A 24958-nucleotide genomic window follows, 5' to 3' on the forward strand; every position below is an offset into this window, starting at 1 on the left:
CGACGCGGTGTCGGGGGCCTTCGCCGTCAGTGGCGGAACCTACGGCTTGTCGTCGTTCGGCGGCAGGTTCACGTCCGTCACGGGCTTGCGCTTGGTGCCCTTGGCGGGTGGTTCGGCGGCCTTGGCCTCGTCGGCGGGTGCCGCGTCGTCGCCCGGGAGGAGGGCGGCGAGAGCGGCGCCCGTGATGCGGCGGAACGCGCGACGCGGCCGGGAGCGTTCCAGGACCGCGACCTCCAGCTTGCCGCGGTCGAGGAGGTCGGGCTTGCCGTTGCCGGTGGTGGTGCTGCCGGCGCTGAGCGCCTTCACCGCGGTGCGCACGGCGTCGGCCAGCGGCTGCGCCTCGGTGTAGGCGTCCTTGAGGGCGGTGCCCGTGGCCTCGGCCTGGCCGCCCATCACGACGTACTGCGGCTCTTCCACGATCGAGCCGTCGTAGGTCAGCCGGTACAGCGTGTCCTGCTCGGGGTCGACGCCGACCTCGGCCACGCAGATCTCCACCTCCAGCGGCTTGATCTGCTCGGCGAAGATCGAGCCCAGGGTCTGGGCGTAGACGTTCGCCAGCGAGCGGCCCGTCACGTCGCGCGGGTCGTTCTGGTACCCGCGGATGTCGGCGAACCGGATGCCCGCCTGGCGCAGGTTCTCGAACTCGCTGTAGCGGCCGACCGCGGCGAACGCGATGCGGTCGTAGATCTCGGACACCTTGTGCAGCGTCGCGGACGGGTTCTCCGCCACGAACAGCACGCCGTCGGCGTACCGGAGCACGACGACGCTCCGGCCTCGGGCGATGCCCTTCCGGGCGTACTCCGCGCGATCGCGGAGGATCTGCTCGGGTGAGGCGTACAACGGCATCGTCACTGCTGCGGCTCCCGGGCTCGGCGGATGCGGGTGGGGATGGGGGTCGACACGGCGCTCAGCCCGCCGGCCTGGCCTTGCGGCCCTCGACGACCGACTCGGCCAACGTCGCGGTGTCCGCGTCGGGCAGGTGGGCCGCGCCGTCGGCGGTGATCGTCACGACGACCGGGTAGATCTTGCGGATCACGTCCGGGCCGCCGGTGCCCGAGTCGTCGTCGGCCGCGTCGTACAGCGCCTCGATCGCGGTCCTGGTGGCGGCCTCGGCGTCCGCGTCCGGGTCGTACAGCTTCTTCATCGCCGACTTCGCGAACAGCGAACCGGAGCCGACGGCCTGGTAGCCCTGCGACTCCTCGTACCGCCCGCCGGTCACGTCGTAGGAGATGATGCGGCCCGCGCGGTCCGGGTCCGGCGCGTCGACGTCGAAACCCGCGAACAGCGGCACGACCGCCAGGCCCGCGAGCGCGGCGTCGAGGTTGCCCTTGATCATCGCGGAGAGCCGGTTCGCCTTGCCGTCCAACGACAGCGAGACGCCCTCGATCTTCTCGTAGTGCCGGAGCTCGACCGCGTAGAGCCGGACGATCTCGACCGCGATGCCCGCCGTGCCCGCGATCCCCACCGCCGAGTGGTCGTCGGTGATGAACACCTTCTTCATGTCGCGCTGGGCGATCACGTTGCCCATCGTGGCGCGCCGGTCGCCCGCGATCACCACGCCGCCCTTGAACGTGAGGGCGACGATGGTCGTGCCGTGCGGGGCCTGCACCGCGCTGCCCTCGGGCAGGGTGCGGCTCGACGGCAGCAGTTCGGGGGCCTGGGCGCGGAGGAAATCGGTGAACGACGACGACCCCGGCCTGAGGTAGGCCGGGGGCAACGACGCGGCCGGGTAGTGCCCGGTCGAGCTGTGGTCCATGTGTGAGTTTCTCTCCTGTCCCGCCGGCGGCTTCTTACTCGCCGCCCTTTTGCACGTACGCGCGGACGAAGTCCTCGGCGTTCTCCTCGAGCACGTCGTCGATCTCGTCGAGGATGGCGTCGACGTCCTCGCCGAGCTTCTCCCGGCGTTCCTGGCCGGCGCCGGCCGCGCCGTCGCCGTTCTCGTCGCCGTCACCGCCGCCTTGGCGCTGAACCTGTTCCTGGGCCATGTCGACCTCCCGGTCTTCGGGTCCTGCGAGTTAAACACTACCCACCAGGTACGCCATCCTGCGCCTGCCACTCGGGTTTGTTGATCAGCCCCGGGTGAGCGCCTCCACCAGCTGCTCGGCCGTGTCCGAGGCCTCCAGCAGGGCTCCGACGTGCGCTTTCGTGCCGCGCAGCGGTTCCAGGGTGGGGATCCGGACGAGTGATTCCCGACCGAGGTCGAAGATCACCGAATCCCACGACGCGGCGGCCACCGAGGTGGGGTAGCGCTCCAGGCAGCGACCGCGGAAGTAGGCGCGGGTGTCCTCCGGCGGCGACAGGATGGCCGCCCGCACCTCCTCCTCGCTGACCAGGCGTTTCATCGAGCCGCGGGCCACCAGCCGGTTGTACAGGCCCTTGTCCAGCCGCACGTCGGAGTACTGCAGGTCGACCAGCGACAGCCGGGGCGAGCCCCAGGCCAGGCCGTCCCGGGCGCGATAGCCTTCGAGCAACCGCAGCTTCGCCACCCAGTCGAGGCGGTCGGCGCACTCCTGCGGGTCGCGGGCCAGCGCGTCGAGCACCTCGCCCCACACGCGCAGCACGTCCCGGTCGCCGTAGCCCTCCTGCTCGACGAACGCGGCGGCGCGCTCGTAGTAGGCGAACTGCAGGTCCAACCCGGTGAACTTGCGCCCGCTCGCCAGCTCGACCTTCACCTTGAGGGTCGGGTCGTGGCTGATCTGGTGCACCGCCCGGACCGGCTCCTGCAACCGCAGGTCGTCGAACCGGCGGCCGGCCTCGATCATGTCGAGCACGAGCGACGTGGAGCCGCACTTGATGTAGGTGGAGTACTCGGCGAGGTTCGCGTCGCCGATGATGACGTGCAGCCGGCGGTACTTGTCCGCGTCGGCGTGCGGCTCGTCGCGGGTGTTGATGATGCCGCGCTTGAGCGTGGTCTCCAGGCCGACCTCGACCTCGATGTAGTCGGAGCGCTGGGACAGCTGGTAGCCCGCCTCCTCGCCCGCCGCGCCGATGCCGACGCGGCCGGAGCCGACCACGACCTGGCGGGACGCGAAGAACGGCGTGAGCCCGGCGATCACCGCGGTGAACGGCGTGCTGCGCTGCATCAGGTAGTTCTCGTGGGTGCCGTAGCTGGCGCCCTTGCCGTCCACGTTGTTCTTGTAGAGCTGCAACCGGGGCTGGCCGGGGACGGTGGCCGCGCGCATCGCGGCCTCCTCCATCACCCGCTCCCCCGCCTTGTCCCAGATCACCGCGTCGCGCGCGTTGGTGACCTCGGGCGCGGAGTACTCCGGGTGCGCGTGGTCGACGTAGAGGCGCGCGCCGTTGGTGAGGATCACGTTGGCCGCGCCCAGGTCCTCGACGTCGCTGTCGCCGGGGTGGCCGCCGGGCGTGCCGAGGTCGAAGCCGCGCGCGTCGCGCAGCGGCGATTCGACCTCGTAGTCCCAGCGCGCCCGGCGCGCCCGCGGTATGTCGGCGGCCGCCGCGTAGGCCAGCACGACCTGTGTCGAGGTGAGCACCGGGTTCGCCGTCGCGTCACCCGGCACCGAGATGCCGTACTCGACTTCGGTTCCCATGATCCGCCGCATGTACGCAGACTACGACGTTCCACCGACACACCGCCCGGACCCAGGTCACGTTTCAGCCGGCCGCGAGTCCCGCGGCGGGCCTGATCCGGGACGCGCCGCGGGCCGGCCCGAACGCCGCGAGCACCGCCAGGACCACCACGCCCGCGCCCCCGACCAGCAGCGGGAGCACCGCCGCCGTGGGCCACACGAACACGCCGACGGCGGCCAGCGTCAGCTCCGCGTAGACGAGGCCGAACACACCCCCTCCCAGCACTCCCACCAGCGCCAACAGCACCGCTTCGGCCACCACGCCACCTTGCAGGCCGCCCTTGGTCACGCCGAGCGCGCGGCGCAGCGCCAGCTCCTTGCGGCGCTCCTGCACGGAGATCGTCAACGCGGTCCCGATGCCGGTCACCGCGACCGCGACGGACAGCCCCAGCAGCACCATCAGCAGCACGATCCCCAGGTCGAGGTAGCGCTGGTTCTCCGCGTTCGCCTCGGCCCTGGTCTTCACCAGAACGGTGGGCGAGTCGGCCAGCGCCGCCCGCACGCCCGCCTCGTAGGCGGCGGGGTCCGCGCCCGGTTCGAACGCCACCAGCACCTTGGAGGCGGGCGCCAGGTCCGGTTCGGCCAGCACCACGTCGGCGCCGTCGAGCAGGGAGCCGGCGAACGTGCCGACGACCGTGGCCGTGCGCGGCCCGCCGGGCAGTCCCTCGACCGTGAACGGCCGGCCGACCTGCGCGCCGAACCGCTCGGCGTACCACTCGTCCAGCAGGACGGCGCCGGGCGCGAAGTCCTTGGCGTTGACGTCCTGCCTGGTCAGCCACTCGCGCAGGCGTTCGGGGTCGGCGCCGGCGAGCTGGGTCGGGAACGTGCGGCCCTCGGCGTCCCGCTGCTCGGTGACGACACCGTGCAGCACGACCGTGCTCGCCGCTTCCGGCCGGTTGGCCGCCGCGCCGACACCGCCGGCGAGCGCGCGTCCGCCGGAGTCGGCGACCACGGCGTCGGGCCGCGGCTCGTTGCTGAACTCGTCCTCCATGCGCTGCGCCGAACCCACCGTGACGGCGAAGAACGTGACCATGGCGGCGGCCAGGAGCAGCGGCATCGCCACCGACGCGGACCGCTGCGGCACCCGCCGCACCTCGGCGGCGGCCAGCTTCCACTGCGCGCCGCCGAAGCGGCTCGCGACCGTGCCGAAGATCCGGCCGAGCGCGGGCACGACCACCGGCCCGAGCACGCCGAACAGGCCGAACACGGCGGTGATGCCGGAGAACAGGACCAGGAAGATCGCGGCGAGCGAGCCGGCGGCGAGGACCGCGAGCGCCGCCATGACCGTCGCGGTGACCACCAGGCCGATGCCGAAGAACCGCCGGCGGCGCACCACGGCCCGGTCGGGCGTCTGCCCTTCGGACGTCCGCAGCGCCGCGAGCGGCGAGATGCGCGCGGCGGCCAGCGCGGGCCGGACCGCGGCGAACGCGCTGAGCGTGGCCGCCGTGACGACGCCGATCACCAGCTGGCCGGTCGAGGGCAGCAGCGGCGGGCTCAGCTCGACCGCGCCGAGCAGCGAGGACAGGCCGGTGGTGTCGAACAGCCTGGCCAGCAGCCACGCCACCGACCCGCCGAGCACCGCGCCGAGGACGCCCGCGACCGCGCCGGTGAGCAGCGCCTCGAAGAGGTTCGCCCAGACCAGCGGGCCCCGGTGCGCGCCGAGGCAGCGCAGCAGCGCGGTGTGCCGCTGGCGTTGCGCGTAGACGGCGCGGTAGGTGGCGGAGGCGACGAAGACGGACGTGGCCAGCGCCAGGATGCTGAACGGCAGCAGCACGGCCGCCAGGTCGTTGTCGGGCGGCTCCGCCGCGATCGCCGCCCTGGTGTCCACCGGGAAGCCCTCCCCCACGGCCCGGGCGACGGCGTCGCGATCGCCGCCGACCACGTAGATCGCCTCGACCCGGGGCTCGCCGCCGAGCTTGGCGGCCAGGCGCTCGCCGACCACGATCACCGGCTCCTCGCCGAACGAGCCGCGCTTGGTGATGCCCCGGACGACCACGTCCACCGGCTTGCCCGCCGCGTCGGCCACCCGCACGGAGGAGCCCGGCTTGAGGCCGTGCTCGTAGGCGGTGACCCGGTCGAGCGCGATCTCGCCGTCGGGGCCGGGCGAGCGGCCCTCCAGGATCGGCACGCGGTGCAGGTCGGCGCGGTCGGGCTCGATGTCGGCGGTGGCGCGCCGGTCGCCCGCGCGCCCGCCCTCGATCAGCAGGTCGGCGCGGACCTCGCGGATCGGTTGCGCCACCGTCACCCCGGCGACCTGCGCCACCCGATCGGCGGTCGCCTGGTCGAGAACCGCGTCCGAGTAGAGCGGCGGGCGGACCACGAGGTCGACGCCGGCGGGCACGGTGGGCGCGCCCTCGTTCGCGGCGCGCACCATCGCGTCGCTGAGCATCAGGGCGGCCAGCAGGCAGGCGACGCCGACCACCAGGGCGACGCCGGGCAGCGCGGCGCGACCGGGCCGGTTGCGGAACTCGGCGACCGCGAGCCGCAGGGATGTGGGCACAACTCCTCCTCGTGACGCGAACGCCACGACGTTAGGAACCGGGGGCGTCGGCAGGCGTCGGCCCGAGGTAGCACGGCCCGGTGCTACCAGGGGAGGATCTTGGCGTGGAGCACGTGGTAGTGGTGGACACCGACGGCACGCCCATCGGCACGGCGACGCGCGCCCGGATGCGCGCGGAAGGCCTGTGGCACCTCTGCGCCGTGATCGTCGTGCGCTCGCTCGACGGGACCCGGCTGTACGTGCACCGGCGCACCGACACCAAGGACGTCTACCCCGGGCTGTACGACCCGACGTGCGGCGGTGTCGTCGCGGCGGGTGAGACGCCCGACGAGTGCGCGGTGCGGGAGTTGGCGGAGGAGCTGGGGGTCTCGGCGGCGCCGGAGTTCCGGTTCAGCACGCCCTTCGTGGACGGAACCATCCGCTATGTCGCGCACGTTTACGAGGTGCGCAGCGATGGACCGTTCGTGCACCAGCCGGAAGAAGTGGCGTGGGGCGGCTGGCTGGGGGCGGACGAGGTGCGGGCGTTGGCGGAAGACCCCGGGTGGCCGGTCGTGCCGGACGGTCGGGCCCTGATCCGGGAGTGGTTCAGATGGGCATGATGTTCGCGATGTCGATCCCCGGCCTCGCCCTGCTGCTGCTCGCGCTCGCTTCGGGCGAGCGGCTGTGGAAGTGGGTCCGCCGGCGCCAGGGTCACCCGGTCGTGTCCGCGACCGCGATGGACGAGTTCACCACCCTGTTCCACGGCAGCAAGCACATCGAGCTGGAACAGCGCCAGGTGACGCTGATGCTGGGCGAGGACGAGGAGTCGGGCGCGCCGCCGCGCGGGCCGGTGGACCTCGACTCGGGCGCCGTCAGGCTCATTCCCAGGCCAGCGACGCCCGAGTAGCCCAGTACCGCTCGGCGGGCTCCGCGCAGTCGGCGAGCTCGTCCGACGCCAGGTCGACGTCCCGTGCCGCGAGGTTGGCCCGCAGCTGCTCCGGGCTCGCCGCGCCCGAGAGCACCACGTCGGCCCACGGTTGGGCGAGCACGGCGGCCAGCGCGACGGCGTCCGGGCCGACGCCGTGCTCGTCGGCCAGGTCGCGCACGCGGGGCGGCGGGTCGACGGCCAGCCTGCCGTTGGCCAGGCCCTCCTTGACGAACACCTCCGCGCCGGACTCCTTGGCGAACGCCAGCGCCGGTCCCGCCGAGGTCTCCAGGACGTTCCAGGTGGATTGGACGCTGTCGAACAGCCGCCGCCCCTCGACGGTGAGCTCCAGCGCGCGGCGGATCGTCTCGCCCTGGTGCGGGCCGGAGGTGGAGAAGCCGACGCGGACGCCCGAGTCGCGCAGGCCGCCCAGGGCGAGGAGCAGGTCGAGGTCGCCGAACAGCGGGCTGTCGGAGGTCAGCGAGTGCACGTCGTAGAGGCCGACGTGCGCGCCGAGCAGGTCCTCGGTCTCCCGCCACTGCCGGGTGAACCGCTCGACCGAGTGCTCCTTGACCTCGTGCGTGTCCGCGTCCCGCCGCCAGTCGGCGACGTAGGCGTAGCCCCACTTGCTCGACACCTGCACGTCCTGGTGGCCGCGTGCGGCCAGCCACTGGGCCAGGAACTCCTCCGCGCGGCCGTAGGAGCGGGCCGCGTCGACCCGCCGCACGCCCGCCGCGTAGGCGGCGTCCAGGACGGCGTGGCACTGGGCGCGCATGGCGTCCACGTCGCGGTGTTCGGGCAGCGCGTGCTCGCGGCCGAGGTTGATGTAGGCGGGGCGGCCGAGCGCGGCCAGGCCGAGGGCGAAGTCGGGCACGTCCGACACGGTAACGGGCGGCCTTCCGAGCCGCCGGACGCCGTGGTGGGGTGCTGCCGTGTCGGTGTCGCCGAACCGCCGATGCCACCGGGTCCGCCTCCGAACCCGGTGGCCGCGGGTTCCCACGCCCCCGCATCGCTGATGCGGGAGACCGGTGCCGCAGAAGGTGGTCGACGTGTCAGGCGTCGCGGCGGAGGAGGGCGAGGGCGCCCGCTCCCAGCGCCAGGGCCAGGTAGGCGAGCATGACCAGGCCCGCGCCCAGTGGCGACAGGGGTGCGTCCGGTGACTCGGCTGCCAGTTGGGGTGCCAGGACCGGCAGCATCACGGAGTACACGCGTTCGTTCCAGGGATCCGGCAGGATCAGGGTCAGGGACGGCAGCACGAACAGCAGGGCGCACAGGGAGACCAGGGCGCCCGCCGTGGAGCGGAGCAGGAAGCCCAGGCCCAGGCCGAGCAGGGCCAGCAGGACCAGCGACGCGGTGTTCGCCAGGAGGGTCGGCAGGGCGTCGGTGAACGAGCTGTACGCCGAGATCGGTTCGGGGCGGTCGCCGGTGATCAGTTCTCCGGTCTGGTAGGCGAGCAGGACGGTCGCCAGGCCGATCAGCAGCGACGCGCCGGCCACCACGACCGTCTTCGCCAGCAGGTAGGCCCCGCGCCGCGGCACGGAGACGAGGGCGGTGCGGATCATCCCGCTGCCGTACTCCGAGGTGACCGCCAGGGCGCCCAGCACGCCGAGGCAGAACTGGGTGAACGGGACCACCATCACGCTCGGGTCGGCGGCGCCGAACTTCTGCTGGAGCTCCGGCGGCGAGGTGTCCCAGTCGGCCGTCATCAGGTACGACACCAGCGCGCCGCCGAGCAGGCACACCGCGATGGTCGTCAGGACGTAGGTGGTCGAGCGGACCGAGCGGAGCTTCAGCCACTCCGAGTTCAGCACGTCGGTCATCGGGCGGTCTCCCGGGTGCGGTACTCCACGCTGTCCTCGGTCAGCTCGAGGTAGGCGTCCTCCAGGGACGCGCTGCGCGGGGTCAGTTCGTGGATGGGGATGCCGTCGCGCGCGGCGAGGTCGGCGATGTCCGGGGCGTCCAGGCCCTGGACGAGCAGGGCGCCGGCGTCGGACCGGGTTCTCGCGCCTGCGGCGGACAGGGCGGTCACCAGGGCGTCCGGCGCGGGGGTGCGCACCAGGACGTCCCTCTTGAACTTCTCCTGGAGGTCCTGCATGGACGCCTCCAGGATCAGCTTGCCGCGGCCGATCACGATCACCCGGTCGGCGGTCAGGGCCATCTCGCTCATCAGGTGGCTGGACACGAGCACGGTGCGGCCCTCGCGGGCCAGGTCGCGCATCAGGTGCCTGATCCAGCGGATGCCCTCCGGGTCGAGGCCGTTCACCGGCTCGTCGAACAGCAGCACGCCGGGGTCGCCGAGCAGGGCCGCCGCCACCCCGAGGCGCTGCTTCATGCCGAGCGACAGCGAGCTCACGCGCCTCTTCGCCACACCCGCCAGGCCGACCTGCTCCAGGGTGGCGACGGCCCGGCTGTCCTTGATGCCGTTGCTGCGGGCCAGCACGCGGAGGTGGTCGTAGGCGGACCGGCCGCCGTGCACCGCGCCCGCGTCGAGCAGCGCGCCGACGTGGTGCATGGGCCGGCGGATCCCGGCGTACCGGCGACCGTCGACGAGCGCCTCGCCGCTGGTCGGCCGGTCGAGGCCGAGGATCGCCCGCATGGTGGTGGACTTGCCCGCGCCGTTGGGGCCGAGGAAGCCCGCGACGTAGCCGGGTTTCACCTCGAACGAGAGGCCGTCCACCGCCCGGGTGGCGCGGTAGCTCTTGGTCAGTTGCCGTACTTCGATCATGGGGAGGAGCCTGCCGGGGCGGGGGCGCGGGCGGATCGGACCGAGGTCCTCAATTCGGGGTCGGACCGTGGTCCGACGCCACCGGCGGCCACGCCGGTTACCGTGCCGTCCGTGATGTCGCGAGTCCTGCGGATGCTGCCCACCGCCTACCTGTACGCGCTGGACGTGGCCGCCGCCGTGGTGCTGGTCATGGTGTACCTGGACTTCGCCCGGCTGTCCGACGTGCCGGCGTGGCTGGGCTACCCGGTGGCGGTCCTGGTCGGGGCGCCCCTGGCGCTGCGCCGCAAGCGGCCACTGCTCACGCTCGGCATCGTGCTCACGGCGCAGAACGTGGCCACCATCGCCCACATCACGCTGGAGCCCTACAGCGCCACCGCGTTCGCGATCTACCTGGTGGCTTCGGCCTGCTCGTCGCGGGTGGCCGTGGGCGCGCTGGCGGCCACGCTCGGCTCGGCCTGGGTGGCGGTGTTCATCGGCGAGGCGTGGCCGGAGTCCGCCGGGCTGTCGATCTTCCTCACGCTGGTGGTGTGCGCCGCGTGGGCGTTGGGGCGCGCCACGCGGATCCGCCGGTCCTACGAGGCCCGCCAGGCCGCCGAGGCGTCGTCCAAGGCGGTCGCCGAGGAACGCCTGCGCATCGCCCGCGAGCTGCACGACGTGGTCGCGCACAGCCTGAGCCTGATCACGGTCAAGGCCGGGGTCGCGGCCCACGTGGCGCCGTCGCGGCCCGAGGAGGCCCAAGAGGCGCTCCAGGTCATCGAGAGGGCCTCGCGCGGCACCCTGGTCGAGATGCGGCGGCTGATGGGCGTGCTGCGGTCGGAGGACTCGGAGGCCGAACTGGCGCCCATGCCCGGCCTGGCCGACTTGCCCGAACTGGTGACGCGGGCGTCCCTCGCCGGGGTGGACGTGTCGCTGTCGGTGACGGGCTCGCTGCCCGAAGGGCTGGGGCTGACCGTGTACCGGATCGTGCAGGAGTCCGTCACCAACGTGGTCAAGCACGCGGCGCCGGCCGCCTGCGAGGTGTCGATCGTCGTGGGGGACGCTTCGGTCGAGGTGCGGGTGGTCGACGACGGGCCCGGCGAACGGGTGTTGGCCGGTGGCGGAGGGGGGCACGGGTTGATCGGGATGCGGGAACGGGTGGCGGTCTACGACGGGACCTTCTCGGCCGGTCCGCTGGCCGGCGGCGGGTTCGCGGTGCGCGCCGAGGTGCCGCTGTCGTGATCGACGTGGTGGTCGTGGACGACCAGGCGCTGCTGCGCGGCAGCTTCCGGGTGCTGGTGGACTCGGCGGACGACCTGCGGGTGGTCGGCGAGGCGGGCGACGGCGCCGAGGCCGTGTCGGTGGTGCGGTCGACGTCCCCGGACGTGGTGCTCATGGACGTCCGGATGCCGGGGGTGGACGGGATCGCGGCCACCCGCGAGATCGGCTCGTTCAGCGCGGCCCGGGTGCTGATCCTGACCACGTTCGACCTGGACGAGTACGTGTACTCGGCGTTGCGGGCGGGTGCGAGCGGGTTCCTGCTCAAGGACACTCCCCCGGCCGACCTGCTGGCCGCGATCCGCGTGGTGGCCGCCGGCGACGCCCTGCTGTCACCCTCGGTGACCCGTCGCCTGGTCGCCGAGTTCTCCCGCACGCCCGCGCCCCGCACGATCCGCCTCGACGGGATCACGGAACGTGAGCAGGAGGTGCTGCTGCTGATCGCCCGCGGGTTCTCCAACGCCGAGATCATGGCCGAGCTGCACCTGTCGGCCGGCACGGTGAAGACCCACATCGGCCGCCTGCTGCACAAGCTCCAGGCGAGGGACCGGGCACAGCTCGTCATCGCCGCCTACGAATCCGGCCTGGTCAGCGCCCGCTCCTGACGACCGGCCCCGATCGTGGCCCGCCCGGCTCGGCCAAGTCGTCCGGTGGTGTCGAAGCCATGAGGGGCCGGGCGAGGGCAGGTGCTCGCCGGCCACGCGATCCCGTTGTGGCCCGGTTCGGCGCGGGTCTTCCGCCGGCCCGCGATCCGGTCGTGGCCCGGGGACCTGCCGCCGGCCGAACGGCTCCCGTGCGGCCGGTCCGACCTGCGCAGGACGAGACTGGACCTTCTGAACCGATTCACGCCCAGGTCGCGAGCGGTGGCCGCGCGAGGTGCGCCGGGTGGGTGAGGGTGTCCGCTCCCGCCCTGAACGCGGAAAACCCGCCCGGCGCGGTGGCCGGACGGGTTCTCCAGGCGGGTTGATGGATGGCAGTGCGGTCCTACAGGTACTGACCGGTGTTCGTGGCCGTGTCGATGGCCCGACCCGACTCCTGGTTCTTGCCGGTCACCAGCGTGCGGATGTACACGATCCGCTCGCCCTTCTTGCCCGAGATCCTGGCCCAGTCGTCCGGGTTGGTCGTGTTGGGCAGGTCCTCGTTCTCGGCGAACTCGTCCACGATCGCGTCCAGCAGGTGGCGCACCGACAAGCCCGGCTGCTTGGTGTCCAGCAGGCTCTTGATGGCCGCCTTCTTCGCGCGGTCGACGATGTTCTGGATCATCGCGCCCGAGTTGAAGTCCCGGAAGTACAGGACCTCCTTGTCACCGTTGGCGTAGGTGACCTCGAGGAAGCGGTTCTCCTCCGACTCCTCGTACATCCGCTCGACCGTGTGCTGCACCATGCCGTCGATGCAGGCCACCGGGTCGCCGCCGAACTCGGCCAGGTCGTCGGCGTGGATCGGCAGGTCGGGCGTGAGGTACTTGTTGAAGATGTCCTTCGCGCCTTCGGCGTCCGGACGCTCGATCTTGATCTTGACGTCGAGCCGGCCCGGCCGCAGGATCGCCGGGTCGATCATGTCCTCGCGGTTGGAGGCGCCGATCACGATCACGTTCTCCAGGCCCTCGACGCCGTCGATCTCGCTGAGGAGCTGGGGCACGATCGTGGTCTCGACGTCGGACGACACGCCGCTGCCGCGGGTGCGGAAGATCGAGTCCATCTCGTCGAAGAACACGATCACCGGCGTGCCCTCGGAGGCCTTCTCCCGGGCGCGCTGGAAGATCAGCCGGATGTGCCGCTCGGTCTCGCCCACGAACTTGTTGAGCAGCTCGGGGCCCTTGATGTTGAGGAAGTAGCTCTTGGCTTCGCGGTGGTCCTCGCCCCTGGCGGCGTGGACCTGCTTGGCCAGGGAGTTCGCCACCGCTTTCGCGATGAGCGTCTTGCCGCAGCCGGGAGGGCCGTACAACAGCACGCCCTTGGGCGGGCGCAGCTTGTACTCGCGGAACAGGTCGGCGTGCAGGAACGGCAGCTCCACGGCGTCGCGGATCTGCTCGATCTGCCGGTAGAGGCCACCGATGTCCTCGTACCGGACGTCGGGCACCTCCTCCAGCACCAGGTCCTCGACCTCGGCCTTCGGCACGCGCTCGTAGGCGAAACCCGCCTTGGAGTCGACCAGCAGGGAGTCGCCCGCCTTCAGCGGCGAATCCATCAGCGGCTGGGCGAGCCAGACGACCCGCTCCTCGTCGGCGTGGCCGACGACCAGGGCACGGCCGATCGAGCTGTCGGCGGTTTCCGACGCCAACACCTCGCGCAGCGTGCAGACCTCGCCGGTTCGCTCGAAGTCGCCGCCCTCGACCACGGTCAACGCCTCGTTCAGGCGCACCGACTGGCCGAGGACCAGCGACGGCGTCTCGACCGCGGGCGATACCGAGACCCGCATGCGGCGGCCGGAGGTGAACACGTCCACCGTGCCGTCGTCGAACCTGGCCAGGAACACGCCGTAGCCGCTGGGCGGCTGCGCGAGGCGGTCCACTTCCTCGCGCAGCGCGAGCAGCTGGCTCCGCGCTTCTCGAAGGGTGTCGATGAGCTTCGTGTTGCGCTCGGTCAGTTGGCTGACGCGCTCCGTCGCCTCCGCCAACCGCTGCTCCAGCAGGCGGACGTGTCGTGGGGATTCCGTCAACTTGCGGCGCAGCAACGCGATCTCGTCCTCCAGGAACCTGATCTGCGCTGTCAGCTCACCAGAGTTATTGCCCTTGTTCAGCTCGCCACCCTCATCGGGCTGGCTGCCGGGATGACCGTGCTGCATGTCGGCACCCTCCTCCCGTGTTCGTACGACAACGGTACCGGCGATCACCGACAAAAGCGGCCACCCAGCGGGTTCGGAGGCGTCGTGTGATGACACAAACCGCCCGCTCGGCGGGGTCAACTGCTCCATACCGGTGTCAGCCGGAACCTCCCACCCGCTACCGTGCGTCCAGTACTAGTCCCACGTGAGTGGTCCGGGCAGTGTCCACTGCCACCAGCGGAAAGTTCTAGGAGAACGTGATGTCCGTCCCGCCGCAGCAGCCGGGTCCGTACGGTCAGCAGCCGGGTCAATTTGGCCAGCAACCAGGCCAATTCGGCCAGCAGCCGGGATACGGCCAGCAGCCCGGCGGGTACCCGCCGCCTGCCCAGGGGTTCCCACAGGGTGGGCAGCAGCCCGGCTACGGCACGCCACCCGGCGGTTACCCGCAGCAGGGCCAGCCCGGCCCCGGCCAGCAGCCGTACGGCCAACCCGGCCAGTTCAACCAGCCCGGTTACGGCCAACCGGGTGGTTTCGGCGATCCCTACGGCACGCCGCCGAAGAAGAGCCCCCTGCCGTGGATCTTGGGCGGGGTCGGCGCCCTGGTCGTGATCGGCGTCGTGGTCACGCTGGTCATGACGCTGGGAGGCGGCAGCAACGGCACCGCCAAGGACGCCGCCGACAGCTACGTCGCGGCCGTCAACTCCCGCGACTTCGACAAGCTCACCGCGCTGACCTGCGACACGAGCAAGAAATCGATTGACGACATCAAGAAGGCCACCGACCCGGGCGCCTTCGCCGCCGAGCTCGAGAAGGAGCTGAAGGACCTGCCCCCGGAGTTCCAGGAGCAGATCAAGGCGGCCCAGGAGGCGGCGAAGAGCATCAAGGTCAACCTGACCGTCGACAAGGTCGAGGAGAAGAGCGACACGGAGGCCACGGCCACCATCTCGGTCAAGTTCGACGGCGTGCCCGACAGCATGAAGGAGTTCGTCAAGGACGACACCGACACGCTGCCGTTCAAGAAGACCGACGACGGCTGGGTCGCCTGCCCGAAGAGCTGACCCGCACGACCGGTGGACAACGGCCCCGCACACCACGTGCGGGGCCGTTTCAGCTGGTCAGGCGCTCGATCAGCCCTTGGACGGGCGGCGCTGCGGCCGGGGCGGCGTGACGCCGTCGGCCAGCCTGCGGGTGGTCAGCAGGAACGCGGTGTGCCCGATCATCCGGTGCTCCGGCCGCACGGCCAGGCCCACCACGTGCCACGGCCGCACGAGGGTCTCCCACGCGTGCGGCTCGGTCCAGTGCTGCTGCTCCCGGATCGCCTCGGTCACCTTCGACAGCTGCGTCGTGGTCGCCACGTACACCACCAGCACGCCGCCCGGGATGAGGCTGCGCGACACGGCGGGCAGCACGTCCCACGGCGCGAGCATGTCCAGGACGACCCGGTCGACCTCGCCCTCGTGCTCGTTCACGTCGGCGACGGTCAGCGACCAGTTGCCCGGCCGCTCGCCGAAGAACTGCTCGACGTTGCGGATCGCGTGGTCGGCGTGGTCCTGGCGGACCTCGTACGACGTCACGCTGCCCTTCTCGCCGACCGCGCGCAGCAACGAGCAGGTCAGCGCGCCCGACCCGGCGCCTGCCTCCAGCACCCGCGCGCCGGGGAACACGTCGCCGTACATGACGATCTGGGCGGCGTCCTTGGGGTAGATCACCTGGGCGCCGCGCGGCATGGACAGCACGTAGTCCGGCAGCAGCGGGCGCAGCGCCAGGAACGACGTGCCGCCCACCGAGACGACCACGGACCCCTCGGGCTGCCCGATCAGCTTGTCGTGCGACAACGCGCCGCGGTGCGTGTGGTACTCCTTGCCCGGTTCGAGCACGATCGTGTAGTGCCGTCCCTTCGGGTCGGTCAACTGCACCCGGTCTCCCGGCTGGAACGGACCACTGGCGGTGCTCACCGCGGCGAACCTCCTGCTTAAACGCGCGTCAACAGCGCACGATGGTCGCACGGAGGCCGCGCACGGCCCGTAGCGGCCTACCAGCCGTCCGACCCGCGTTCACTCGCCCTTGTCGGTGACCTTCTCGGTGAACCGGCCCTTCGCCAGCTCGGTGACCGTGTGGTACACGGGCCAGCCCACCAGCCAGATCGCGCCGATGAGCGTCATGGTCGCCATCTGCCCCCACAGCGCCTGCGTGCGCTCCGGCGTGCCGACGACGAACATGAGAAGCAGCATCACCGAGCACGCGATCGCCCACGCCACCGCGAACTTGCCCCACTCGCGCCACTCGTGGCGCACCTTCGCCAGGCCGTGCTTCGGCGGCTTCACCGGCGGCGGCCCACCGGCGAACCGGTGGGCGACGCGCTGGTCGGCCCACCGCATCATGCTGTGCCCGAACGCCACGCTCACCCCCAGGTAGATCGCGGCGAGCCCGTGCACGCTCGTCGCCTCGCCCCCGGACCTCAGGTCGAACACGGTCGCCACGAGCAGCACCACGTCCACCAACGGGGTACAGGCCAGCAGCACCGCGCCGAGTCTGCGCATCCGCAGCACGTACCGGGCCAGCAGCCCCGCGCCCAGCACCACCCAGAACCCGATCTCGCACGCCACGATGAGGAACACCAACGGTTCGACCACGTCCTCAATGCTGCCGCCCGCGGACCTCGCGCGCGTCGGCGGGCCGACCGATCCCGGGTCATCAGTTCGTAGGACGCTTCGGGCCTTGCCCTGTGCTGTGATGACGTGGTGGAGCTCCGCCCGAAACACCGCGACGTGCTGACCGCGGTGGCCTTCTTCGCCTTGGGGCTGCTGATCCACCGGCTCGGCCTGGACCAGGTGACGGGCGACCGCGGCGGGTCGACGCCGCTCGGGGTGCGGGTGGCGATCCTCGCGGTGGCGTGCGCCGGTCAGGTGTTCCGCCACCGGGCGCCCGTGGTGGCGCTGGGCGTGGCGGGCGCGGCCACGGCGGTGGACCTGCACTTCGGCCTGAGCATGCCGGTGATGATGGTGTGCATCGACGTGCTGTTCGTGGCCACGCTGCACGGGCCGCGCGCGCTGCACCGGGTGCTCGTCGCCGTGGTGGCCGCGGCGACGGTCGGCATCACGGCGACGTCCGCCGCGACGGGCGACTGGCGGCAGTCGTTCTACACCGGGTTGCTGCTGTTCTCGCTGCTCGTCGTGCCCGTGTGGTGGGCGACGAACGTGCGGCGGCACCGGGAGAGCGCCGAGCAGGTCGCCCGCATCGCCGAGCTGGACCGGCGGGCCGCGGTGAACGCCGAGCGCAACCGGATGGCCCGCGACCTGCACGACGTGGTGGCCGGGCACATGTCCGCGATCGCGATCCAGTCCGAGGCCGTGCTGTCGCTGCGCTCGGGCGACCCGGAGACCGCGCGCACGGTGTTGAAGTCGGTCCGGGAGAACAGCGTGCGCGCGTTGGCCGAGATGCGGACGATGATCGACGTGCTGCGGGCCGACGAGCCGGCGGACGAGCCGGTGGCGGTGCGGCTGGCGGACGTGGGCGCGCTGGTCGAGTCGGCCGCCGCGGCCGGGCTGGACGTGGAGCTGCGCGGCGCGGACCTGGGCGAGCTGCCCGTGGGCGTGGACGTCGCGGCGTACCGGATCGTGCAGGAGGCGTTGACCAACGCGGTGAAGCACGCGCCGGGCGCGCGCACGTCGGTGGTGCTGGAACGGCAGGTCATGCGGTTGGTGGTGGTCGTGCGGAACGACGTGGTGGACGGTGCGCGCGGCACGGGGACGGGAACGGGGTTGGTGAGCATGGCGGAACGCGCCCACCTGGTCGGCGGGGTGTTCGCCGCGGGTCTCGACGGGGCAGGCGGCTGGGTCGTGCGGGCGGAGTTCCCGCTGTGATCCGGGTGGTCGTGGCCGACGACCACGCGGCGATCCGGGCGGGGCTGGTGATGATCCTCGGCGACGCGGAGGGCATCGAGGTGGTCGGCGAGGCCGAGGACGGCGCGACGGCCGTGCGGCTGGCCAAGCGGCTCGAGCCCGACGTGGTGCTGATGGACATCCGGATGCCCGGCGTGGACGGCATCGAGGCGACCCGGCGGCTCAGCGGCGTGTGCGACGTGCTCGTGCTGACGACGTTCGACCTGGACGAGTACGTGCGCGGCGCGCTGCGGGCGGGCGCGGCGGGGTTCCTGCTCAAGTCGGTGGAGGCGTCCGCGCTGGTGGACGCGGTGCGGCAGGTCGCGGCCGGTGACGGCGTGCTGGCGCCGAGCGTGACGCGGCGGGTGATGCGGGAGTTCGCCTCGGCCGCGCCGCGAGCGCGCCCGGCCGCGCTGGACGCGTTGACCGACCGCGAGGTGGAGGTGCTGCACTGCCTCGGCGAAGGGCTGTCGAATCACCAGATCGGGCGAAAGCTGCACATCGGTGAGACGACGGTGAAGACGCACGTGTCGCGCGTGCTGACGAAGCTCGACCTGCGGTCGCGGGTGCAGGCGGCGATCCTGGCGCAGGAGGCCGGGTTGGTCGGCGGGCCGGGCGAGGACGACCAGGTCAGCGGCGGTTCAGCGCGGCCTTGAGGTCCTCGCGGCGCAGCACGCCCGCGGGCCGTCCTTCGAGGTCGACGACCAGGTACTCCCAGGCGGCGGTGCCGTGCACGCGCTCGACCACCTCGGCGCCCGTCTCGTTCTCCAGCAGCACGGTCTCCGGCCGGATCGGCACGGCGGCCTGCTCGGCCGGGGCGTGCGGCGAGGTGCTGGCCAGGCGACGTGCCATCTCGCGGTCGAGCAGGCCGGCGGCGACACCGTCCGCGCGGACCAGGACCACGCCCCGGCCGGCGGACGCGGTGAGCGCGCCCGACACCGGGCTCTCGGCGGGCAGTTGGAGCACCGGTCGGACGAGCTCGCCCAGCGTGAGGCCGTCCGGCCAGGTGCTGCGGCGCTCGGCGGTGAACTCGCCGCGCGCGCCGGCCAGCACGAACCACGCGGTCAGCAGGCACACGCCGAAGCGGAGCCAGCGGTCCTCGGCGCCGTCGAGCACGCCCCAGACCGCCCAGACGACGAGCAGCGCGGCCACCACGCCGCCGCCGATCACGGCGGCCTTCGTGCCCGTCGCACGCCGGCCGGTGACGGCCCACACGCCCGCGCGCAGGATCCGGCCGCCGTCCAGCGGCAGGCCGGGCAGCAGGTTGAACACCGCGACGGCGGCGTTGGCGAACGCGGTCTGGGCGATCAGCAGCCAGACCGCGTCGGGCTGCGGGATGGTGGAGGCGGCCACCGCGAACGCGCCCGCCAGGACGATGGAGACGATCGGGCCCGCGGCGGCGATGGCGCCCTCGTGGCCGGGGCGGGTCGGGGTGCGCATCACCTCGGACACGCCGCCGAGCAGGAACAGGCGCAGCCGGCGCACCGGCAGGCCGAGGCGGAGCGCGACCAGGCTGTGGCCGAGTTCGTGCGCCAGCACGGACAGGCCGAGGAAGACCGCGAACGTGGCGGCGAGCAGCACGCCGGTGAGGCCGCCCGTGCCGGGCGCGATGCGGCCGACCAGCGGCGCGTAGAGCACCACGATGGCCGCCGAGCCCAGCCACCAGGACGGCGCGAGCAGCACCGGGATGCCGGCCACGCGGAACAGCGGCAGCCCGCCGTCCCGGCCGACCTGCCGTCGCCAACCACTCGTCGTCGCCACGGGACGAGCCTAGGCGGCCGGGTGTATCAGGACTGTGTTGGATCAGCGCCGGGTCGGGCCCGCGTCGGGCTCGCGTCGCCGATCCGGGCGCGCAGGCCGTCGAGGATGAGGTCGAGGCCGAAGCCCAGGGCCTCGTCCTCGCCTCCCCCGGCCGCCTCCGCCAACGCGGCCCGCACCGCCGGGTACCGGTCGCCGCGCTCGCGCACCACCTCGGCCACGATCGCGCCGAACTGCGTGCCCGCGTCGCCGCCCGGCGCCGTCGCCGCTTGCTGGGCGATGTTGCGGACGTGCCCGGCGAGCACCGCCAGCACGTCCATCCGCTCGGCGCCGCCCAGGCCCGCGCCGTCGAGCACGGCCAGCGCGGCCTCCATCCAGGCCAGCTCGTTCGGGCCGATCACGCGCGGGCCCGTGGTGGCCTCCAGGACCCACGGGTGGCGCACGAAGCCGGGCAGCAGCCCCAGCGCCCACGCGCGCAGCCGTGCGAACCGGTCGCCCTCGCCGAGGTCGGCGGGCGGCGTGCCCATCGCCAGGTCGGCCATGAGCGCGACCAGCTCGGACTTGCCGGGCACGTAGCGGTACAGCGACATCTTGGTGAAGCCGAGGTCCGCGGCGACCCGCTGCATGGAGACGGCGGCGAGCCCCTCGGCGTCGGCGATCGCGATGCCGGTGCGGGCGATGAGCTCGTGGGTGAGCGCGGGCTTGGGGCCGCGGCGAGGGCCGGGGCGGTCGCCCCACAGCAGTTCGAGGCTGCCCGTCAGGTCCATCGCCACCTCCGGTGTTGCCGTCGCGAAAAAACTGTGTCTACGATACACAAATAGAACTGCTTCCGATGGACACAGTTAGGGGCGGACATGGCCGACAAGCAGGTCCTGATCTCCGGCGCGAGCGTCGCCGGACCGGCGCTGGCCTACTGGCTCGCGCACTACGGCTTCGAGCCGACCGTCGTGGAGATCGCGCCCGCGCTGCGCGGCGGCGGGGCGGCGGTCGACTTCCGCGGCGAGACGCACCTCGCCGTGCTGGAGCGGATGGGCGTGCTGGACCGGCTGCGCGAGGTCCGGACCGGCGGCAGCCCGATGACGTTCGTGGACGAGCGCGACCGCACCGTGCTCCACCTGCCGGCGGAGTTCGCGGGCGGCGACGTCGAGGTGCTGCGCTCGGACCTCTCGCGGGTGCTCTACGAGCACGGCAGGGCTCGGGCGGACTACGTCTTCGGCGACTCGATCGCCGCGTTGGCCGAAACGCCCGACGGCGTCGACGTGACGTTTGCCTCCGGCGATCAGCGCACTTTCGACCTGGTCATCGGCGCCGACGGCATCCACTCCCGGGTCCGCGCGCTGGCCTTCGGGCCGGAGGAGCGGTTCGTCAGCCACCTCGGTTACTACGTCGCGAGCTGGGACCTGCCCGCCGACTTCGACGCGCCCGCCGAGCCGGTGAGCTACAACGCGCCGGGACGGCTCGTGTCCACCGGCGGCGGCCCGGACCGGCCGGGCGCGTTCGTGGTGTTCAAGTCGCCACGGCTGGCGTACGACCGGCACGACGTGGCCGGGCAGCGCCGGCTGCTCCACGACGCGTTCCGCGGGGTGAGGTGGCGGACGCCCCGGTTGCTGGCGACCTTGGAGCACACGACGGAGCTGTACTTCGACTCGATCAGCCGGGTGGACGTCCGACCCTGGTCACGGGGGCGGGTCGCGCTGGTCGGTGACGCGGCCTGCGGCGCCACCATCGGCGGCATGGGCGCGGGCACCGCCGTCGTCGGCGCGTACGTGCTCGCGGGCGAGCTGGCCACGGCGGACGGCGACCACGAGACGGCGTTCCGGCGTTATGAGGACCGGATGCGCGACTACGCCCGGCGGTGCCAGAAGGGCGGTGACCGGACGGGGAAGTTCCTGGCGCCGGCGAGCCGGTTCGCCCTGCGCGCGCGCAACGGGCTCCTGGGCACCAAGTTCCTGCTCGACCTGATGCTGAAGGCAGGCAAGGACATCACGAACAAGATCGACCTGCCGGACTACGCGCGCGCCGCCGCGTAGCGCCTCGCGCGGTTCGGACCCGATCTTGTCGGGGGGTTGGCCTATGGTTCTGGGCCATGGCAGTGCCGACGATCACCGAGCGCCCTGTTCGCAGGCCAGCGCTGTCGCCCTCGCGAGCGGGCGACTTCAAGCAGTGCCCGCTGCTCTACCGCTTCCGCGCCGTCGACCGGCTGCCCGAGAAGCCGACCAGGGCGCAGGTGCGCGGCACGGTGGTGCACGCGGTGCTGGAGGACCTGTTCGGCCTGCCCGCCGACGAACGGCTGCCGGAGACGGCGCGGGCGCTGGTCGGCCCGGCGTGGGAGCGGGTGCGGGCCGAGCGGCCGGAGTTCGCCGAGCTGTTCGCCGAGGGCGATCCGGAGCAGGAGCGGTGGCTGGCGTCGGCGGAGGAGCTGCTGGACGGCTACTTCGGCCTGGAGGACCCGCGCCGGTTCGACGCCGACGCCCGTGAGCTGCTGGTGGAGTGGGAACTGCCCTCGGGCGTGCTGCTGCGCGGGTACATCGACCGCGTGGACGTGGCGCCGACCGGCGAGATCCGGGTGGTCGACTACAAGACGGGCGCCGCGCCGCGCGAGGTCGGCGAGGCCAAGGCGTTGTTCCAGATGAAGTTCTACGCGCTGGTGCTGTGGCGGCTGCGCGGCGTGGTGCCGCGCCAGCTGCGGCTGATGTACCTGGCCGACCGGCAGGCGTTGGCCTACCAGCCGGACGAGGCGGAGCTGACCCGGTTCGAGCGCACGCTGGAGGCGATCTGGGACGCCATCCTGCGCGCGGCGAAGTCCGGCGACTTCCGGCCGAACCCGGGCAGGCTGTGCGACTACTGCGACCACAAGGCGCTGTGCCCGGCGTTCGACGGCACGCCGCCGCCGTACCCGGGCTGGCCGGAGCCGGACGCCGGGGTGGAGACCGCGCTGGACCGGGCCGACTGACACGCGGTGTCCGGGCCGAGCGGTTCGTCGTCGAAGGGTCGTGTCGAGGGGGTCGTGCTGAGGGGATCGTGCTGATGGACGCGTTCTACGAACAGCTGGACTCCGACCGGTTCGCCGCCACCGGGCACACCACCGGTCCGTGGGGCAACGACAGCCAGCACCTGGGGCCGCCGTCCGCGCTGCTGGTGCGGGCGTTGGAGCGGTGCGCGCCGCGGCCGGAGGCGGTGCTGTCCCGGGTGGCGTTCGAGGTGCTCGGCCCGGTGCCGGTCGCGGAGCTGACCGTGACGGCCTCGGTGGTGCGGCCGGGGCGTTCGGTGGAGCTGTTGTCGGCCGAGCTGGCGCACGGGGGCCGCCCGGTGCTGCGGGCGAACGCGTGGCGGATCGTGGCGGGCGACACGGCGGCGGTGGCGGCCGGCGCGGGTGAGCCGCTCGTCGCGCCGTCGACGTGCGAGCCGATGGCCGTCCCGGAGCACTGGCGGGGCGGCTACCTGGCCGCGATGGAGTGGCGTTCGGTCAGCGGCGGCATCTTCGCGCCCGGTGACGCGGTGGTGTGGGCGCGGCCGCAGGTGCGCGTGGTGGCCGGCGAGGAGCCGACCGCGGCGCAACGCCTGTTCACCGTGGCCGACTCGGCGAGCGGCGTGTCCAGCCGGCTGGACATCCGCACGTGGTACGCGATCAACACCGACCTGACCGTGCACCTGCACCGCGAGCCGGTCGGCGAGTGGTTCGCCCTGGACGCGCGCACGGTGATCGGACCGTCGGGCGTCGGCGTGGCGAGCAGCGTCCTGCACGACGAGCACGGCCCCGTGGGGCACGGCGCGCAGTCGCTGTTCGTGCGGGAGCGCTAGGCCCACGGTCGCAACCGGCACGCGGCGCGCGCACCATGGGGTCATGAGGTTCGCGGACCGCTTCGACGCCGGACGGGTGCTCGCCCGGGCGCTGGCCGGCGAGTCGTGGACCGATCCCCTGGTGCTCGGCCTGGCCCGCGGCGGCGTGCCGGTGGCGTTCGAGGTCGCCTCCGCGCTGGGCGGTGAGCTGGACGTGGCCGTCGCCCGCAAGATCGGCGCGCCCGGCCACCCCGAGTACGGCATCGGGGCGGTCACCGCGAACGGCGAGCCGATCTTCGACGAGGACGCGCTGCGCATGCTCGGCCTCACCCGCGAGGACCTGGCCGAGACGTGCGAGGCCGAACAACGGGAGGCCCGGCGGCGGCTGGAGCTGTACCGGGACGGCCCGGTGCGGCTCGAAGGCCGGGACGTGCTGGTCGTGGACGACGGCCTGGCCACCGGCGTCACGGCCCGTGCCGCGCTGCGCGAAGCCCGCGGGCAGGACCCGCGACGCCTGGTGCTCGCGGTGCCGGTGGGCGCGGCGGACTCGGTGCGCGCCCTGCGCGCGGACGCCGACCTGGTGGTCTGCCCGCACCCGCGGACGGATTTCCGGGCGGTCGGCCGGTTCTACGGTCACTTCGACCAGACCACCGACGACCAGGTGGTGGAACTGCTGCGCCGTCAGAGGGCGCGGTAGTGCTCGACGGTCGGGAACGGGTCGTAGAAGTGGTGCAGCAGCGCCTTCCACCGCGGGTACAGCGGCCCCTGCCGGAAGCCGACCGTGTGGTCCTCGAGCCGTTCCCACCGCACGAGCAGCAGGTACCGGGACGGGTGCTCGACCGACCGCCGCAGGTCGACCGAGACGAACCCGGGCGACTGCGCGATGACCTCGCGAGCCTGGTCGAACGCCTGCTCGAAGTCCGCCTCCAGACCGGGGCGGACGTCGAGGGTGGCGACTTCCAGGATCACAGGTGCTTGTAGACGTCTTCGAGGGTGAGACCGCGCCCGAGCATCAGCACCTGCACCCGGTACAGCAGCTGGGAGACCTCTTCGGCCAGGCGCTCGTCGGACTCGTGCTCCGCGGCGATCCAGACCTCGCCGGCCTCCTCCAGCACCTTCTTGCCCTGCGCATGCACCCCGGCCTCCAGAGCCGCGGCGGTGGCGGAGCCCTCAGGGCGGGTGCGTGCGCGTTCGCTCAGCTCGGCGAACAGCTCGTCGAAGGTCTTCACGGGGTCTGATCCTCCCATCCCCCGAACGGTCGCAGGCACCCAGGACCCCGGTCCGGCGGGCGCGGGCGCTAGATCCCGTAGTGCGGGTCGGTGAAGGGCCACACCTGCGCGATCCACTTCGGCACGAACGCGTCCAGCGCGCGCTCCAGGTCGGTGCCCACGCGGTCGTCCACCACCCACCACGAGATCCGCGCGTCGGCGCTGCGCCCGGGGTCCTCGACCGGGTCGATGTAGACGCAGCCGTACAGCTCGGTCTCGTCGGCGTTGAAGAGGGCGTAGTTGAACGACTCGTGCGCGTCCTGCTCCCGTTCGTGCCGGGCGAGGTCGACGCGGTCGTGCTCGTAGGTCATGTCGGCGGGCGGCCAGCCCCACTTCTCGCCGTACCGCGACCACAACCGCTCCTGGGAGCCCATCACGGCGGGGTAGTCGACGTCCACATCGGACTCGCGGATGGGCCGCAAGTGGTGTTCGGCGTCGAGCGGGACGTGCGTCGGGTGGGCGAAGTCAGCGGGCAGCCACGGCATGGCGCGGATTCTGCGTCGGCCGGGGCGCGACCGCCACCGAAAAACCGATG

At 72.6% G+C, this 24958-nt stretch carries 27 protein-coding genes; 11 read left to right on the top strand and 16 right to left on the bottom strand.

The annotated features are described in order from the left end of the window. Positions 1-39 precede the first annotated feature (39 nt). The 5 genes from prcA to ABTZ99_RS20470 form a co-directional block, all read right to left on the bottom strand. On the bottom strand, positions 40-852 hold the full coding sequence (gene prcA, locus ABTZ99_RS20450; RefSeq protein ID WP_498775851.1) for a proteasome subunit alpha: 813 nt from the start codon (positions 850-852) through the stop codon (positions 40-42). A gap of 55 nt (positions 853-907) precedes the next feature. After that, positions 908-1756: a proteasome subunit beta gene (prcB, locus tag ABTZ99_RS20455; RefSeq protein ID WP_499612962.1), complete on the bottom strand. Its 849-nt coding sequence runs from the start codon at positions 1754-1756 to the stop codon at positions 908-910. Positions 1757-1790: 34 nt separating this feature from the next. Continuing rightward, entirely contained in the window at positions 1791-1985 is a 195-nt protein-coding gene (locus tag ABTZ99_RS20460; RefSeq protein ID WP_053716644.1) for a ubiquitin-like protein Pup, read from the bottom strand. An 84-nt stretch (positions 1986-2069) separates the two neighbouring features. Further along, positions 2070-3563, bottom strand: coding sequence for a depupylase/deamidase Dop (dop, locus tag ABTZ99_RS20465; protein WP_498775847.1), 1494 nt, complete (start codon positions 3561-3563; stop codon positions 2070-2072). Positions 3564-3615: 52 nt separating this feature from the next. Next, entirely contained in the window at positions 3616-6090 is a 2475-nt protein-coding gene (locus ABTZ99_RS20470) for an FtsX-like permease family protein (protein ID WP_499612965.1), read from the bottom strand. Positions 6091-6194: 104 nt separating this feature from the next. Here ABTZ99_RS20470 and ABTZ99_RS20475 point away from each other — a divergent pair, with 104 nt between their 5' ends. Together ABTZ99_RS20475 and ABTZ99_RS20480 are read left to right on the top strand one after the other, a co-directional pair. Next, positions 6195-6689: an NUDIX hydrolase gene (locus ABTZ99_RS20475; RefSeq protein ID WP_498775843.1), complete on the top strand. Its 495-nt coding sequence runs from the start codon at positions 6195-6197 to the stop codon at positions 6687-6689. An 8-nt stretch (positions 6690-6697) separates the two neighbouring features. Beyond that, positions 6698-6976, top strand: coding sequence for a DUF6191 domain-containing protein (locus tag ABTZ99_RS20480; protein ID WP_499612967.1), 279 nt, complete (start codon positions 6698-6700; stop codon positions 6974-6976). Here the strand turns inward: ABTZ99_RS20480 and ABTZ99_RS20485 are convergent. From ABTZ99_RS20485 to ABTZ99_RS20495, 3 genes are all read right to left on the bottom strand, one after another. Beyond that, positions 6948-7868 carry an aldo/keto reductase gene (locus ABTZ99_RS20485; protein WP_499612969.1) on the bottom strand — a complete coding sequence of 307 codons (921 nt, stop codon included), beginning with the start codon at positions 7866-7868 and terminating at the stop codon, positions 6948-6950. The genes ABTZ99_RS20480 and ABTZ99_RS20485 overlap by 29 nt on opposite strands. 178 nt (positions 7869-8046) lie before the next feature. Further along, a complete protein-coding gene (locus ABTZ99_RS20490; RefSeq protein WP_498775836.1) occupies positions 8047-8814 on the bottom strand; it encodes an ABC transporter permease in 768 nt (255 codons plus the stop codon). Then, the gene (locus ABTZ99_RS20495) at positions 8811-9719 is read right to left on the bottom strand and encodes an ABC transporter ATP-binding protein (protein WP_499612971.1); all 909 of its coding nucleotides are present in this window, start codon (positions 9717-9719) and stop codon (positions 8811-8813) included. Before ABTZ99_RS20495 ends, ABTZ99_RS20490 begins: the two co-directional genes overlap by 4 nt. Before the next feature lie 114 nt (positions 9720-9833). On the opposite strand from ABTZ99_RS20495, the gene ABTZ99_RS20500 reads away from it, so the two are divergent. Both ABTZ99_RS20500 and ABTZ99_RS20505 read left to right on the top strand, forming a co-directional pair. Continuing rightward, positions 9834-10937 carry a sensor histidine kinase gene (locus ABTZ99_RS20500; RefSeq protein ID WP_499613094.1) on the top strand — a complete coding sequence of 368 codons (1104 nt, stop codon included), beginning with the start codon at positions 9834-9836 and terminating at the stop codon, positions 10935-10937. After that, a complete protein-coding gene (locus ABTZ99_RS20505; protein WP_499612974.1) occupies positions 10934-11578 on the top strand; it encodes a response regulator in 645 nt (214 codons plus the stop codon). The genes ABTZ99_RS20500 and ABTZ99_RS20505 overlap by 4 nt, the downstream gene beginning before the upstream one ends. Positions 11579-11957: 379 nt before the next feature. On the opposite strand, the gene arc is transcribed toward ABTZ99_RS20505, so the two are convergent. After that, positions 11958-13757, bottom strand: coding sequence for a proteasome ATPase (arc, locus tag ABTZ99_RS20510; protein WP_123742245.1), 1800 nt, complete (start codon positions 13755-13757; stop codon positions 11958-11960). A 239-nt stretch (positions 13758-13996) separates the two neighbouring features. On the opposite strand from arc, the gene ABTZ99_RS20515 reads away from it, so the two are divergent. Continuing rightward, entirely contained in the window at positions 13997-14794 is a 798-nt protein-coding gene (locus ABTZ99_RS20515) for an Rv0361 family membrane protein (RefSeq protein ID WP_498775828.1), read from the top strand. A gap of 69 nt (positions 14795-14863) precedes the next feature. Here ABTZ99_RS20515 and ABTZ99_RS20520 read toward each other — a convergent pair whose 3' ends face one another. Then, a complete protein-coding gene (locus ABTZ99_RS20520) occupies positions 14864-15691 on the bottom strand; it encodes a tRNA (adenine-N1)-methyltransferase (RefSeq protein ID WP_230565749.1) in 828 nt (275 codons plus the stop codon). 99 nt (positions 15692-15790) lie between these two features. Further along, complete coding sequence (locus ABTZ99_RS20525; protein WP_498775825.1) at positions 15791-16369, bottom strand: hypothetical protein; 579 nt, start codon at positions 16367-16369, stop codon at positions 15791-15793. 105 nt (positions 16370-16474) lie between these two features. Here ABTZ99_RS20525 and ABTZ99_RS20530 point away from each other — a divergent pair, with 105 nt between their 5' ends. Beyond that, positions 16475-17599 carry a sensor histidine kinase gene (locus ABTZ99_RS20530; protein WP_499612979.1) on the top strand — a complete coding sequence of 375 codons (1125 nt, stop codon included), beginning with the start codon at positions 16475-16477 and terminating at the stop codon, positions 17597-17599. A gap of 50 nt (positions 17600-17649) precedes the next feature. After that, complete coding sequence (locus ABTZ99_RS20535; protein WP_498776128.1) at positions 17650-18273, top strand: response regulator; 624 nt, start codon at positions 17650-17652, stop codon at positions 18271-18273. Here the strand turns inward: ABTZ99_RS20535 and ABTZ99_RS20540 are convergent. Together ABTZ99_RS20540 and ABTZ99_RS20545 are read right to left on the bottom strand one after the other, a co-directional pair. Continuing rightward, a complete protein-coding gene (locus ABTZ99_RS20540) occupies positions 18248-19378 on the bottom strand; it encodes a site-2 protease family protein (protein ID WP_499612981.1) in 1131 nt (376 codons plus the stop codon). The genes ABTZ99_RS20535 and ABTZ99_RS20540 overlap by 26 nt on opposite strands. A 26-nt stretch (positions 19379-19404) precedes the next feature. Next, positions 19405-20142 carry a TetR/AcrR family transcriptional regulator gene (locus ABTZ99_RS20545; protein WP_498775819.1) on the bottom strand — a complete coding sequence of 246 codons (738 nt, stop codon included), beginning with the start codon at positions 20140-20142 and terminating at the stop codon, positions 19405-19407. Between the two features lie 87 nt (positions 20143-20229). On the opposite strand from ABTZ99_RS20545, the gene ABTZ99_RS20550 reads away from it, so the two are divergent. From ABTZ99_RS20550 to ABTZ99_RS20565, 4 genes are all read left to right on the top strand, one after another. Further along, positions 20230-21405: an FAD-dependent monooxygenase gene (locus ABTZ99_RS20550; protein WP_499612984.1), complete on the top strand. Its 1176-nt coding sequence runs from the start codon at positions 20230-20232 to the stop codon at positions 21403-21405. Positions 21406-21461: 56 nt separating this feature from the next. Next, entirely contained in the window at positions 21462-22328 is an 867-nt protein-coding gene (locus ABTZ99_RS20555; protein WP_498775815.1) for a RecB family exonuclease, read from the top strand. A gap of 71 nt (positions 22329-22399) precedes the next feature. After that, positions 22400-23176, top strand: coding sequence for a thioesterase family protein (locus tag ABTZ99_RS20560; protein ID WP_498776126.1), 777 nt, complete (start codon positions 22400-22402; stop codon positions 23174-23176). A gap of 43 nt (positions 23177-23219) precedes the next feature. After that, positions 23220-23852 (top strand): phosphoribosyltransferase, encoded by a 633-nt coding sequence (locus ABTZ99_RS20565; protein ID WP_498775813.1) that lies wholly within the window; start codon positions 23220-23222, stop codon positions 23850-23852. Here the strand turns inward: ABTZ99_RS20565 and ABTZ99_RS20570 are convergent. The 3 genes from ABTZ99_RS20570 to ABTZ99_RS20580 form a co-directional block, all read right to left on the bottom strand. After that, a complete protein-coding gene (locus ABTZ99_RS20570; RefSeq protein WP_499612988.1) occupies positions 23837-24124 on the bottom strand; it encodes an antibiotic biosynthesis monooxygenase family protein in 288 nt (95 codons plus the stop codon). The two genes, ABTZ99_RS20565 and ABTZ99_RS20570, sit on opposite strands and share 16 nt — an antisense overlap. Continuing rightward, positions 24121-24384: a phosphoribosyl-ATP diphosphatase gene (locus ABTZ99_RS20575; RefSeq protein WP_033434999.1), complete on the bottom strand. Its 264-nt coding sequence runs from the start codon at positions 24382-24384 to the stop codon at positions 24121-24123. The genes ABTZ99_RS20570 and ABTZ99_RS20575 overlap by 4 nt, the downstream gene beginning before the upstream one ends. 68 nt (positions 24385-24452) lie before the next feature. Then, entirely contained in the window at positions 24453-24908 is a 456-nt protein-coding gene (locus ABTZ99_RS20580; RefSeq protein WP_499612992.1) for an N-acetyltransferase, read from the bottom strand. Between the last annotated feature and the right edge of the window lie 50 nt (positions 24909-24958).

This window comes from Actinosynnema sp. NPDC002837, assembly GCF_040295345.1.
Classification (GTDB): domain Bacteria; phylum Actinomycetota; class Actinomycetes; order Mycobacteriales; family Pseudonocardiaceae; genus Actinosynnema.